We start from the raw sequence: 12,424 nt of genomic DNA on the forward strand, positions 1-12,424 counted from the left end.
TTGTCCAACCCGCCGCGCGGGGGCCCCCCCCCGGCGCCCCCCCCCCCCGCCCCTAGGTGTTGCACCTACTCCTGAACGGTCGGGCGGGCGAGGAGCTCGCCCTCCACCGGAAGGCCCGCGCGGATGCGTTCGATCCGGGCCAGGACCTTGCCCCGCAGGTCCGCCGGCGCGGTGTCGCAACCGCAGGACCGCTTCACCAGGGCCTTGATCGCCTGCTCCAGGCCGTACTTGTCGAGGCAGGGCGAGCACTCGTCCAGATGCTCGCGCAGCCTCGCACAGTCCCCCTCGCCCATCTCGTTGTCGAGGTACTCGTAGAGGTGGTCGAGCACGTCGTCACACGAAGTGTCGTGGTGGTTGCCGCAGCTCATGAGTCCGCGCCTTTCCGGTCATCCCCCGCACCGCTTCCGGCCGGGACCAACCCGCGGTCACGGGCGTAGTCCTCCAGCAGCGACCGCAGTTGGCGGCGTCCGCGGTGGAGGCGGGACATCACCGTACCGATGGGTGTCCCCATGATGTCGGCAATCTCCTTGTACGCGAAGCCCTCGACGTCCGCGAGATACACCGCGATCCGGAACTCCTCCGGGATCGCCTGGAGGGCTTCCTTCACGTCGCTGTCCGGGAGGTGGTCCAGCGCCTGCGTCTCCGCCGATCGCAGACCGGTCGACATGTGCGACTCGGCCCGTGCCAGCTGCCAGTCCTCGATCTCGTCCGCACCGGTGCGCTGCGGCTCGCGCTGCTTCTTCCGGTAGGAGTTGATGAACGTGTTGGTCAGGATGCGGTACAGCCAGGCCTTGAGGTTGGTTCCCTCACGGAACTGGTGGAACGAGGCGAACGCCTTCGCGAACGTCTCCTGCAGCAGGTCCTCCGCGTCCGCGGGGTTGCGGGTCATCCGCAACGCAGCGGAGTACAGCTGGTCCAGGTAGGCCAAGGCGTCCCGTTCGAAGCGCTGCACGCGCTCCGACTCGGTCTCCTCGGTGTCCTTCGCGGCGACCGGACCCACCTCCTCGGCACTGAATGGCTTGCTCGCCAAGGAGACTATCGGGCTCGGAGAGGAATCGCCCGCGACGGGCCACTCAGCCCAGCCCAGGAACGACTCCGTCGCGTCCTCCGGGCGGGCCGGGCATGCGGCTGCAACCATGAGCTGCCTTCCACTGACGTGTTCGATCCTGACAGTGGCCACAACCAGGGAGCACAGCGGTTCATTCCCGTCACGCCCTCAGAAGAGCATCCCGGCGTCCTCCGGCTCGGGTTCGACCCGGTCCAGCAGCTCCGGTGCGTTGTTGCGGAAGTTGCCGACCGCCGGGCCGATCGGACGGAGCTCCATCAGCCCGGGAGCCGGCGGCGCCAGCAGCGCGGTGAGTTCGTCCTCCTCGGTGAGCGAACGGTCCAGCCAGTCGTCCCACCGGTCGCGCGGCAGGATCAGCGGCATCCGCGGATGGACGTGCGCCAGCTCCTCCTCCGCGGCGAGGGTGATGATCGTGCAGGTGGTGATCCAGGCCGCGGGGTCGTCCTCGGGGATGTTCCGGTCCCGCCAGAACTCGTACAGCCCGGCGAAGGCGGCCTGCGAGCCGTCCTTCGGTGTCACGAAGTACGGCTGCTTCTTCGGCGCCTTCTCCCCCGGGCGCTTCTCGGGGGTGTGCCACTCGAAGTAACCGTCGGCGGGGATCAGGCAGCGACGGGTGCTGAAGGCGCGGCGGTAGGCGGGCTTCTCGTGGACGGTCTCGCTGCGCGCGTTGAACATCTTCACGCCGACGCTCGGGTCCTTGGCCCAGGACGGCACCAGACCCCAGCGCAGCACCCGCAACTGCCGGACCGGGTCCGGCCCCTGCTCGCGTATCGGCCGCTCCAGGACCGCGAAGACGTCCTTGGTCGGCGCGACGTTGTAGTCCGCCGCGAGGGTCTCCTTCGGGTCCCACGAGGCGACGTCGAAGAGCTCGACCAGGTCCTCGGGCTTACGACTCGACGCGTACCGTCCGCACATGTGTCCCACCTTGCCAGGTCGGCACTACCCGTCGGCACTACGCGTCGGCACTTCCGGTCGGCACCGGGCCCGGCCACCGGACTGCCACAAGCCGGACACCTCACCGCAGCCGCCCGAAACCGGGAACTGGTCGCGCGGCGTCCCCGTGTGCGAGGCTGCACGCTTCGCACGGAGCTGCGAAGCCCGCCCCGCCGCCCCCGTTCCCGTGTCCCCGGAGTGCAGTCCGCATGCAGCCCCACAGCATCAGCCAGGTCTGGGACCAGCTGACCGGCACCCAGGCCATGCCCAACTCCACTGTGATCTGGGCCACGGCCGTCCTCGCCCTGCTCGCCGTCGGGTGGCGGACGGTGTGGCAGCTGACCCGCAACGTGGTCACCATCGCCCACGAGGGCGGCCACGCCCTGGTCGCGCTGCTGATGCGGCGTCGCCTGCACGGCATCCGGCTGCACTCCGACACCAGCGGTCTGACCGTCTCCTCCGGCAAGCCGCACGGTCCGGGCATGGTGCTGACCGCCGCCGCCGGATACGTCGCGCCCTCGCTGCTGGGCCTGGGCGGGGCGTGGATGCTCGCGGCGGGACACACCACGGGCCTGCTCTGGGCGGTCGTGGCGCTGCTGCTCTGCGTGCTGATCGAGGTGCGCAACGCCTACGGCGTCCTGACGGTGCTGCTGACCGGCGGGCTCTGCTTCGCCGTCTCCTGGTTCGGCAACGCGCAGCTGCAAGGCGCGTTCGCCTACCTCTGCGTCTGGTTCCTGCTGCTGGCGGGCGTGCGGCCGGTGCTGGAGCTGCAGACCAAACGCGCCCGCGGCCAGGCCCGTGACTCCGACGCGGACCAGCTGGCACGGCTCACCCGGCTGCCGGGCCTGTTCTGGGTCGGCGTCTTCCTCGTCGTCTCCCTCGGCTCGCTGCTCGTCGGCGCCCGCTGGCTGATCCCCTGGACCTGAACGGGCCGCCGAACCCCGCCGATCGGTCCAGCCCGCCGTTCCGAATCCGAACCGAACACTGACCGGCCCGTAAGCTTTGTGACCATGACCGAGCTGCACTGGCCCGCCCCGACCGCGACCGATCCCGTGGACGCGGTGGTGACCGTGCCCGGGTCCAAGTCCGCGACCAACCGTGCGCTGGTGCTCGCCGCCCTCGCCGCCCAGCCCGGCTACGTGCGGCGTCCGCTGCGCAGCCGCGACAGCCTGCTGATGGCCGACGGCCTGCGCGCCCTCGGCGTCGGCGTCGAGGACACGCTCAACTCCTCAAGCGGCGTCAGCGGCGGCGGCGACGCCTGGCGGGTGCTGCCCGGGCCGCTCGGCGGCCCGGCCCGGATCGACGTCGGCAACGCCGGCACGGTGATGCGCTTCCTGCCCCCGGTCGCCGCCCTCGCCGACGGCGACATCGCCTTCGACGGCGACCCGCGCTCGCACGAGCGCCCGCTCGGCGGCGTGATCGACGCACTGCGCGCCCTCGGCGCCCGCATCGAGGACGGCGGACGCGGCGCGCTGCCGCTGACCGTCCACGGCACCGGCGGCCTGGTCGGCGGCACGGTCACCGTGGACGCGTCCAGCTCCTCGCAGTTCGTCAGCGCGCTGCTGCTGTCCGGCCCCCGGTTCCAGCACGGCGTCGAGGTCCGCCACGTCGGCCAGCCGGTGCCGTCGCTGCCGCACATCCGGATGACGGTCGAGATGCTGCGCGCCGCCGGCGCCCAGGTCGACGCCCCCGAGGACGGCGGCGAGCCGGACGTCTGGCGGGTCACCCCGGGCGCGCTGCTCGGCCGGGACGTGGTCGTCGAGCCCGACCTCTCCAACGCCGCGCCGTTCCTGGCCGCCGCCCTGATCACCGGCGGCACCGTCACCGTCCGCGACTGGCCCGAGCGGACCAGCCAGCCGGGTGACCAGCTCCGTGACCTCTTCACCCGCATGGGCGGCTCCTGCGAGCTGACCGAGGAGGGCCTGCGCTTCACCGGCACCGGCCGCGTCCACGGCATCGACGCCGACCTGCACGCGGTCGGCGAGCTCACCCCGGTCGTCGCGGCCGTCGCCGCGCTGGCCGACTCGCCGTCCACCCTGAGCGGCATCGCCCACCTGCGGATGCACGAGACCGACCGCCTGGCCGCCCTGGCCCGCGAGCTGAACGCGCTCGGCGGCGACGTCACCGAGACCGAGGACGGCCTGCGAATCCGGCCCCGCCCGCTGCACGGCGGCGTCTTCCACACCTACGAGGACCACCGCCTGGCCACGGCCGCAGCCGTGCTCGGCCTGGTCGTGCCGGGCGTGGAGGTCGAGAACGTGGCGACGACGGCGAAGACCCTCCCCGACTTCCCCGATCTCTGGGCAGGCCTGCTCGGAGCGAAGGGCTAGGGGCCCCGCCATGCGCCGCTACGGCAAGGACGCCGACGAGGACGACATCCGCAACCGCCCCTCCCGGCGCGGCTCCCGTCCCCGCACCCGGATCCGCCCGACCCACGAGGACGCCGCCGAGGGCATGGTCCTCACCGTCGACCGGGGCCGGTTCTCCTGCCTCATCGACCAGGGCACCAAGCGTGAACGCGAGATCACCGCGATGAAGGCCCGCGAACTGGGCCGCAAGGGCGTCGTCGTGGGCGACCAGGTCGCCCTCGTCGGCGACCTCTCCGGCGAGGCGGGCGCGCTGGCCCGGATCGTCCGCGTCGAGGAACGCACCTCCGTGCTGCGCCGCACTGCGGACGACGACGACCCGTACGAGCGGATCGTCGTCGCCAACGCGAACCAGCTGGCCATCGTCACCGCCCTCGCCGACCCGGAACCGCGCCCACGCCTGATCGACCGCTGCCTGGTCGCCGCCTACGACGCGGGCATGGAACCGCTGCTGGTACTGACCAAGGCGGACCTGGCCTCGGCGGAACCCCTGCTGGAGACATATGCCCCGCTGGGTGTCCGCCACGTGGTGACCAGCCGGGACGAGCTCGCCGGGGAGGGTGCGGAGGCCGTCCGCGAGCTGCTGCGCGGGCTGGTCACCGTCTTCATCGGCCACAGCGGCGTCGGCAAGACGACCCTGGTCAACGCGCTGGTCCCGGACCACCAGCGCAGCACCGGCCACGTCAACGCGGTCACCGGCCGCGGCCGGCACACCACCACGTCGGCGCTGGCGCTGCGGCTGCCCGCGAAGAAGGGCGAGGAGACGGGGTGGGTCGTCGACACCCCCGGCTTCCGCAGCTTCGGTCTCTCCCACATCGAGCCGTCCCGCGTGATCCACGCCTTCCCGGACCTCGAACCGGGCACCGAGGGCTGCCCGCGTGCGTGCTCGCACGACGAACCCGACTGCGCGCTCGACGCGTGGGTCGCCGAAGGCCACGCCGACCCGGCCCGTCTCTACTCCCTCCGCCGCTTGCTCTCCTCCCGCGACGCCCACGAAGGCGACTAGCTCAGCTTTTGACTGCCGCAGGTAGTTGCACCTCCGGGGGCGCAACCGCCCCGGATGCCAAATGTGCCGCTCGCACTGATCATGGAATGGCAGTGATCGTTCCGTCAGGAAGGGCACACCGCGTGGCCTGGCTGTTCGTCGTCATCGCCGGGATCCTGGAGACCGGTTTCGCCGTCTGCCTCAAGCTCAGTGACGGGTTCTCCAAGGTCTGGCCCACCCTCGGCTTCGCCTGCTTCGCACTCGGCAGCTTCGGTCTGCTGACCCTCTCGCTGAAGACCCTCGACGTCGGTCCCGCCTACGCCGTCTGGACGGGGATCGGCGCCGCCGGGACCGCCGTCGTCGGAATGATCTGGCTCGGTGACCTGGTCTCCGCGCTCAAGCTGGTGTCCATCGCGCTCGTCCTGATCGGCGTCGTCGGACTCCAACTCAGCGGCTCCGGCCACTGACCGAGCCGTGGACGCGCGGTGGCGGCGCTGGCCCCGCACCCCTGACGATCGTTACTGTTCGGGGCATGGCCGACTACTCCGACGATCTGCGCCTCGCCCACGTCCTGGCTGACCACGCCGACTCGGTGACCCTCGAGCGCTTCCGTGCGCTCGACCTCACCGTGGAGACCAAGCCGGACCTCACCCCGGTGAGCGACGCGGACAAGGCGGTCGAAGACCTCATCCGCGGCGACCTGCACCGGGCCCGTCCACGCGACTCGGTCCTCGGCGAGGAGTACGGCACCACCACCGGCCAGGGCCCGCGTCGTTGGGTGATCGACCCGATCGACGGGACCAAGAACTTCATCCGCGGCGTCCCCGTCTGGGCCACCCTGATCTCGCTGATGGAGCTGGGCCCCGGGGGCGAGCAGCCCGTCGTCGGCCTGGTGTCGGCGCCCGCGCTGAGTCGCCGTTGGTGGGCCGCGCGCGGGACCGGCGCGTTCACCGGACGGAGCATCACCCGGGCGACCAGGATCCGCGTCTCCGAGGTGTCCCGTCTGGAGGACGCCTCCTTCTCCTACTCCTCGCTCAGCGGCTGGGAGGAGCGCGGCAAGCTCGACGACTTCCTCGACCTGACCCGTGCCTGCTGGCGCACCCGCGCCTACGGCGACTTCTGGTCCTACATGATGGTCGCCGAGGGCGCGGTCGACATCGCCGCCGAGCCCGAGCTCAGCCTCTGGGACATGGCCGCCAACTGCGTCATCGTCGAGGAGGCGGGCGGCCGCTTCACCGGCCTGGACGGGATTCCGGGCGTCCGCAGCGGCAACGCCGTCGCGACCAACGGCCTGCTCCACGGCGAGGCACTGAGCCGCCTGGGCTGACACACCGTCGGTTCCGGTGCGGGACAGCTGACGAGACAGCTGATCCGCCCTTTATCCACTGGGACGGTACGGTACGAACGTCCGTTCCCGCCCTCCTTCCTGAGGACTGCCTGTGTCCTGGATCAGCGACCACCTGATGGGGCTCAACGCCACGCTGGTGCTGATCGCCGTGTTCCTGCTGCCCGCGCTGGAGTCGAGCGTCTTCCTCGGCTTCGTCATCCCGGGTGAGACCGCCGTCGTGATCGGCGGCGTGACCGCCTTCAACGGCCGGACAGCGCTGTGGGAGGTGCTGGTCGCGGCGATCCTCGGCGCGGTGATCGGCGACAGCATCGGCTACGCCGTCGGCAAGCGCTGGGGCGACACCCTGCTGGGACGCCTGCCCGCCAAGGTGATCAAGCCGTCCAGCGTCCGGCAGAGCAAGGAGCTGATCCAGCGTCTGGGCGGCAAGGCCGTCTTCGCCGGTCGGTTCGCCGCGGCGCTGCGGGCCCTGGTCCCGGGGCTGTGCGGGGTGTCCGAGATGCCGTACCGGACGTTCCTCACCTGGAACATGCTCGGCGGCGCGTTCTGGGCGACCGGCTTCACGCTGCTCGGCTACTTCGCGGGCGCGGGCTGGCACCAGGTGGAGCACTACGCCTCGGTGGCGAGCTGGATCTTCGTCGGCGTGATCGCCGTCGCCCTGGCCGGGCTGATCCTGCTCAAGCGCCGCGCGGAGAAAAAGGCGGAGGAGTGGCTGGACACGCCGAAGTCCGCCCCGTCGGCGGCACGCGAGGCGTCCGAGGAGTCCGCGGTCTGAGCGTCCGAGCGGACGGGACGAGCCGCCGGACGGCAGCCTGAGCGGCTCAGCGGGCCGCTCCGACCCGGCCTGGACCTGGTCCATTTCACGATTCGAGCCACATCCGTACAGCTTCCGGCCACTTGATACCCTCATCGCATGAGTGACCTGCTGGAACGTCTTCGTACCCGCGGCTGGCGCCTGACCGCGCAGCGGCGGGTCGTCGCGCAGGTCCTGGACGGCGACCACGTCCACTTCACCGCCGACGAGGTGCACGCGCGCGCCGTCGAGCTGCTGCCGGAGATCAGCCGGGCCACGGTCTACAACACGCTGGGCGAGATGGTCGGCCTCGGCGAGATCCTCGAAGTCAGCACGGACGGCCGAGCCAAGCGCTACGACCCGAACGCGCACCACGCCCACCAGCACCTGGTCTGCCAGTCCTGCGGCCTCATCCGTGACGTCCACCCCTCGGACGACCCGCTCGGCGCGCTGCCGGCGAACGAGCGCTTCGGCTTCGCGATCTCCGGCGTCGAGGTCACCTACCGCGGCCTCTGCCCGGACTGCGCCGCCAAGGCCTGAGACACGGGCCCCAGGCACAGGCTCCAGGCGCGAGGTGACAGGCGTGACGCGCGGCGGGTTATGCCGACAGCTCCGCGCGGAGCGCCTCCAACAGCCGCTCGGCGCGCTCCGTCACCGCCTCCGGGCCCAGCTCCGCCGCGCGCACGCACCAGCCGCGTGCCTCCCGCAGCTCGCCCCGGCGTGCCGCGATCAGCGCCAGCCGGAGCGCCGCACGCCCGTGTCCGGCCTCGGCGGCCGCCGCGTACCAGCGCATGGCCTCGGACTCGCCGCCCTCGCGGGCCAGCAGCAGGCCGAGATTGAACGCACCGCTGCGGCTGCCGCCCTCGGCCGCCCGCCGGTACCAGTGCTCGGCCTCGCGGACCTCGCCGCGCTCCGCCGCGCGCACGCCGATCCGGACGGCCGCCCGGCCGTGACCCGCCTCCGCCGCGCGCCGGTACCACTGCTCGACGTCCTCGCCGCGCAGCCCGGTCTCGTCCTCACGTCGCTCCAGCAGCACCGCCAGCCGGAACGCGCCCTCCGGCGACCCTCCGTCAGCAGCCTGCCGGTAGCGGACGATCGCGGTGCCGAAGTCGCCACGCCGCTCCTTGGCGACGCCCAGTTGCAGCGCCGCCGCCGCATGCCCCTCGCCCGCAGCGCGGGCGTACCACGCCTGGGCCGAGTGCAGCTCGCCGCGCTCCGAGTGGAGGATGCCGAGGTTGTAGGCCGCGTCGACCGATCCCGCCTCGGCGGCCTTGGAGAACCACGGCTCGGCGCCCGGGGTGTCGCCGCGCTGGAGCAGCATCACCGCCAGCGCGTTGCTGGCCTCCCGGTGCCCGGCGTAGGCGGCCCGGCGGTACCACTGCTCGGCGGTGGCCTCCTTGCCCTGCGCGGCGGCCATCAGTCCGAGGTTGAACGCGCCGTTGTGGTCCCCGGCCTCCAGCGCGGAGCGGTACCACTGCTCGGCCATCTCGGTCTCGCCCCACTCGTCGTGGAGCGCGCCCAGCGCGTTGGCGGCGTTGCCGTCACCCGCCTCCGCGGCCTCGCGCCACCAGTCGGCAGCGCCGACGGCATCGCCCTGGTCCCGGAGCAGGAAGCCCATGGCGCAGGCTGCCCGGGTCTCCCCCGCCTGCGCGGCCTGGCGGTACCAACGGGCGGCCTCGTCCCGATCGCCACGCGCCTCCAGCACACTGCCCAGGCGCAGCGCGGCCGCGGCATGGCTGCGAGCCGCCGCCTGCCGGTACCAGGGCTCCGCCCCTGCGGGGTCCTTCGCCGTCTCGCGCAGTCGGCCCAGCCGGTAGGCCGCCTCACGGTGGCCGACCTCGGCCGCCACGCGGAACCACTTCTCGGCCCGAAGCGAGTCGCGGCGGTGTTCGAGCAGGTCACCCAGGGCGTAGGCACCGCCGGTGTGGCCCTGCTCGGCGGCCTGGAGCAGCCAGTACTCCGCGCCGGGCTCGTCACCGTGGTCGCGCAGGTGCAGGCCGAGCGCATGCGCTGCCGGAGCACTCCCGGCGACCGCGGCGGCGCGCCACCACTGCCCGGCCTCCTCGCGGTGGCCGCGCTGGTGCAGCAGCACCCCGAGGTTGTTGGCGCCCGCCCTCAGCCCGGCCGCCGCCGCACGACGGAGATAGGCCTCGGCAGCGTCCAGATCCCCGCGGCGCAGCAGCAGCGCGCCCAGCAGGCTGGCGGCAGCGGCGTCACCCGCGTCGGCGGCCTCGCGGTAGCGGGCCTCCAGCGCGTTCTCCTCCTGCGCGGCGAGGACGGACTCGAAGCTGCCCACGGCCGTCGGCGGCTCACACGCGGGCTGGTCGTCGTACCGGCCGGCCGCGTGCATCGGGTCGAGCGCCGGGGCGGAGGCGTCAGTGACGTCGGCGACCTCGGTGGGCTCGGATGGAGCGGCGAGGTCGGCGGGATCGGCGGAGTCCGCCGCCCGGGCTGGGCCGGAAGGGTCGGTCAGTGCGGAGAGACGAAGCCTCACGGAGGACCACACGGAGGACGTCGACTGCGCGACGACGGGCGCGGCGAGGTCGGCGACCGACGGCTCGTCCTTGTCCGGCTGGGCTTCGTCCGCTCGCTGCGACGGCAGCTGCCCCGCCTGCTCGGCCCCTGCCGGGCCTCCCGCCTTTACCGACATGTCGACTCCCGCGTCCGCCGGGGCTGCGGGCGCCCCCGGTACGCAATCTCCCCCATCGAGCTCATCGTGGCACCATCCGCAACCCGCGTACACCCTGGTATACCGCAGCTTGTGAGGGTACTTCAGCGCTTTGTCGATTTCGCGACACGTCTACTGTGAAACATTCGCGCGAGCCCCTGACACACTCGGCCCCATGACGTCCCACGATGCCCGGTGAGCCCCCACCTTCCCCGCCCCGGAGGGCATAAGACTGTGCGTCAGATTCCGTACCCGTTCGGACGAGCAGACCGGTCCGGCCTCGCCCGGACGGGCGCACGACGAAGGCCCGGTGCCGAGGCACCGGGCCTTCTCTTTGGTAGCGGGGACAGGATTTGAACCTGCGACCTCTGGGTTATGAGCCCAGCGAGCTACCGAGCTGCTCCACCCCGCGTCGTTGTGTCTTAAGCGTACGTCATCCAGGGTGATCAGAGCAAATCGATATAACCCGCAGGTGAACAGCCGGATCCACGCGAGCCGGACCGTCGCGCGCGCGGCACGGCCGCATGCGAAAAGACCCGGTGCCATGGGCACCGGGTCTTTTCTTTGGTAGCGGGGACAGGATTTGAACCTGCGACCTCTGGGTTATGAGCCCAGCGAGCTACCGAGCTGCTCCACCCCGCGTCGTTGTGTCTCAACCATAGCATGGGCGCTGAGGCACCCCTGACCAGCCCTTCACCCGAGATAGCCGACCAGCAGCGGATACAGCCCGTCGACCAGCACCTCGCACAGCCCCAGCAGCAACAACCCGGTCACCGCCGGCAGCCAGCGTCGACGCACCGGCACGGCCAGGAACAGCGCCGCGCAGATCAGCGCCACGACGCAGAGCAGCGACTTGGCCTGCAGCCAGGCGGTCAGCTCACGCGGACCGAGCTCCGCGGCACGCCCGACCACGTCGAAGCGGTCCAGCCAGTACGCGGCGGCCTTCAGTGCGAGCAGCATCGCCAGCAGGACCGACATCTGCACACGCGCCGCGTCCGTACTCCGTCTTCGCCGGTCCTGGAGCTGCAACCCGCCGTAGAGGTAGTGCACCGCGCCCGACGCCACCAACGAGGCGAAGGCCGCGGCGAAGCCGAAGTCCACCAGGAACCGGTACCAAGGAACGGTCGTCAGGTAGAAGCTGTAGTCCAGGTGGAACTGCGGATCCCGCGCCCCCCAAGGGACCTGGTGCACCGTCTCCTGCCACAACTCCGCGTGCGTCGCCGCCGCCGCGCCCGCCAGCACGCCGGGCACCCCGGCGACCGTGGCCAGCAGCAACGGCTTGCGCCCGGCGACGAGCTGCCGGCACGGGTCCAGGCTCACCTGCTCGGGCGACATCACACTGAGCGGCTGCCGCAGCCGGTGCGCCAGCCAGCAGTTCACCCCGACCATCAGCGCCATCACCGCACCGAAGACCAGGAACAGGAACAGCTGTCCCCAGGTCGGGGCCAGCAGCACGACCAGCGCCGCAAGCATCACGCCGCCCGAGATCGCCGAAGCCAGCGGCAGCACCCGGGGTCGACGCCGGGTCGGGCCTGGCGTCGGCATCTGGAAAACCACGGCGGATCCTCGGGCTCGTCGTCGTTCGGTGCGGGCGGAGTGGTAGGGCGGTCGGTATGTCCAACTCCGGCGACGATTATTTGAGTTCCCGGCGACGTGTGAGGATAGGTTCCATGTCCGACGCCACTCCCCCCGCCGCCCGCCCGCTGACCCGCGCCGCGCTCGAGATCGACGAGTACGTCGCAGGCCTGGGCTGGGACCAGCCCGCCCGCCTCTTCGCGCTGGTGGACACCTCCGACCTGCTGGCCAACGAGCCGGCCCTGGCCCGCCAGCTCGGCCTGGAGCCGGGGGCGGAGGGCGAACTCACTCCGATCGAGCAGGACGAGCTGCCGCGCGGCGCGAAGCTGGACGAGTTCCTCGGCACGATCGCCTGGCCGGACGCGGTCGCGGGCTGCGCGCTGGTCGTCGAGCGCCTGATCCTGCCGCCGTCGGCGGAGACGAGCATGCCCAAGGGCAAGAGCGAGAAGGAGCTGGCGGCGTTCGTCGCCCAGCACCCGGAGCGGCAGGAGGTCCGCATGACCGTCGCGGTCCTCCGCGACGGCAGCCGCGAGACGGCACTCCGCCTCCGCGAGAAGGACTCCCCCCGCGAGGTCCTCACCGGCCCCGCCCTCGTCCCCGGCCTCGCCGACGCCCTGCTGACAACGTTCAGCTAGCCCTCGGCAGACGAGGTAGTTGCACTCACCTCAGGGGCGCGGGGCTCTGCTGACATGC

At 71.9% G+C, this 12,424-nt stretch carries 13 protein-coding genes and 2 tRNA genes; 8 read left to right on the plus strand and 7 right to left on the minus strand.

Going from position 1 to position 12,424, the window contains the following annotated elements; all coding sequences use genetic code 11:
• Positions 1 to 65: 65 nt before the first annotated feature.
• The 3 genes from rsrA to I2501_RS05940 all read right to left on the minus strand — a co-directional run bounded on the left by rsrA (position 66) and on the right by I2501_RS05940 (position 1,981).
• A complete protein-coding gene (rsrA, locus tag I2501_RS05930) occupies positions 66 to 368 on the minus strand; it encodes a mycothiol system anti-sigma-R factor (RefSeq protein ID WP_196192742.1) in 303 nt (100 codons plus the stop codon).
• Positions 365 to 1,138, minus strand: coding sequence for a sigma-70 family RNA polymerase sigma factor (locus tag I2501_RS05935; protein WP_236045885.1), 774 nt, complete (start codon positions 1,136 to 1,138; stop codon positions 365 to 367). Before I2501_RS05935 ends, rsrA begins: the two co-directional genes overlap by 4 nt.
• Positions 1,139 to 1,216: 78 nt before the next feature.
• Positions 1,217 to 1,981: an SOS response-associated peptidase gene (locus I2501_RS05940; RefSeq protein WP_196192743.1), complete on the minus strand. Its 765-nt coding sequence runs from the start codon at positions 1,979 to 1,981 to the stop codon at positions 1,217 to 1,219.
• A 227-nt stretch (positions 1,982 to 2,208) separates the two neighbouring features.
• Here I2501_RS05940 and I2501_RS05945 point away from each other — a divergent pair, with 227 nt between their 5' ends.
• The 7 genes from I2501_RS05945 to I2501_RS05975 all read left to right on the plus strand — a co-directional run bounded on the left by I2501_RS05945 (position 2,209) and on the right by I2501_RS05975 (position 8,028).
• Complete coding sequence (locus tag I2501_RS05945; protein ID WP_196192744.1) at positions 2,209 to 2,925, plus strand: M50 family metallopeptidase; 717 nt, start codon at positions 2,209 to 2,211, stop codon at positions 2,923 to 2,925.
• A gap of 84 nt (positions 2,926 to 3,009) precedes the next feature.
• Positions 3,010 to 4,329, plus strand: coding sequence for a 3-phosphoshikimate 1-carboxyvinyltransferase (aroA, locus tag I2501_RS05950; protein ID WP_196192745.1), 1,320 nt, complete (start codon positions 3,010 to 3,012; stop codon positions 4,327 to 4,329).
• Positions 4,330 to 4,339: 10 nt separating this feature from the next.
• Positions 4,340 to 5,371: a ribosome small subunit-dependent GTPase A gene (gene rsgA, locus I2501_RS05955; protein ID WP_196192746.1), complete on the plus strand. Its 1,032-nt coding sequence runs from the start codon at positions 4,340 to 4,342 to the stop codon at positions 5,369 to 5,371.
• A gap of 122 nt (positions 5,372 to 5,493) precedes the next feature.
• Positions 5,494 to 5,817 (plus strand): DMT family transporter, encoded by a 324-nt coding sequence (locus tag I2501_RS05960; RefSeq protein WP_196192747.1) that lies wholly within the window; start codon positions 5,494 to 5,496, stop codon positions 5,815 to 5,817.
• A 65-nt stretch (positions 5,818 to 5,882) separates the two neighbouring features.
• On the plus strand, positions 5,883 to 6,677 hold the full coding sequence (gene hisN / locus I2501_RS05965; protein WP_196192748.1) for a histidinol-phosphatase: 795 nt from the start codon (positions 5,883 to 5,885) through the stop codon (positions 6,675 to 6,677).
• A gap of 112 nt (positions 6,678 to 6,789) precedes the next feature.
• The gene (locus I2501_RS05970; protein WP_215909289.1) at positions 6,790 to 7,470 is read left to right on the plus strand and encodes a DedA family protein; all 681 of its coding nucleotides are present in this window, start codon (positions 6,790 to 6,792) and stop codon (positions 7,468 to 7,470) included.
• A 138-nt stretch (positions 7,471 to 7,608) separates the two neighbouring features.
• Complete coding sequence (locus tag I2501_RS05975) at positions 7,609 to 8,028, plus strand: Fur family transcriptional regulator (RefSeq protein ID WP_196192749.1); 420 nt, start codon at positions 7,609 to 7,611, stop codon at positions 8,026 to 8,028.
• A gap of 58 nt (positions 8,029 to 8,086) precedes the next feature.
• Here I2501_RS05975 and I2501_RS05980 read toward each other — a convergent pair whose 3' ends face one another.
• The 4 genes from I2501_RS05980 to I2501_RS05995 all read right to left on the minus strand — a co-directional run bounded on the left by I2501_RS05980 (position 8,087) and on the right by I2501_RS05995 (position 11,713).
• On the minus strand, positions 8,087 to 9,838 hold the full coding sequence (locus I2501_RS05980) for a tetratricopeptide repeat protein (protein WP_236045988.1): 1,752 nt from the start codon (positions 9,836 to 9,838) through the stop codon (positions 8,087 to 8,089).
• Positions 9,839 to 10,491: 653 nt separating this feature from the next.
• Positions 10,492 to 10,568: transfer RNA gene (locus tag I2501_RS05985), tRNA-Met, on the minus strand.
• Between the two features lie 153 nt (positions 10,569 to 10,721).
• A tRNA-Met gene (locus tag I2501_RS05990) sits at positions 10,722 to 10,798 on the minus strand.
• Between the two features lie 51 nt (positions 10,799 to 10,849).
• Positions 10,850 to 11,713 carry a UPF0182 family protein gene (locus tag I2501_RS05995; RefSeq protein WP_196192751.1) on the minus strand — a complete coding sequence of 288 codons (864 nt, stop codon included), beginning with the start codon at positions 11,711 to 11,713 and terminating at the stop codon, positions 10,850 to 10,852.
• Positions 11,714 to 11,826: 113 nt separating this feature from the next.
• On the opposite strand from I2501_RS05995, the gene I2501_RS06000 reads away from it, so the two are divergent.
• A complete protein-coding gene (locus I2501_RS06000; RefSeq protein WP_196192752.1) occupies positions 11,827 to 12,366 on the plus strand; it encodes a PPA1309 family protein in 540 nt (179 codons plus the stop codon).
• The last annotated feature ends 58 nt before the right edge of the window (positions 12,367 to 12,424 follow it).

This window comes from Streptacidiphilus fuscans (assembly GCF_015690355.1).
GTDB classification, from domain to species: Bacteria; Actinomycetota; Actinomycetes; order Streptomycetales; family Streptomycetaceae; genus Streptacidiphilus; species Streptacidiphilus fuscans.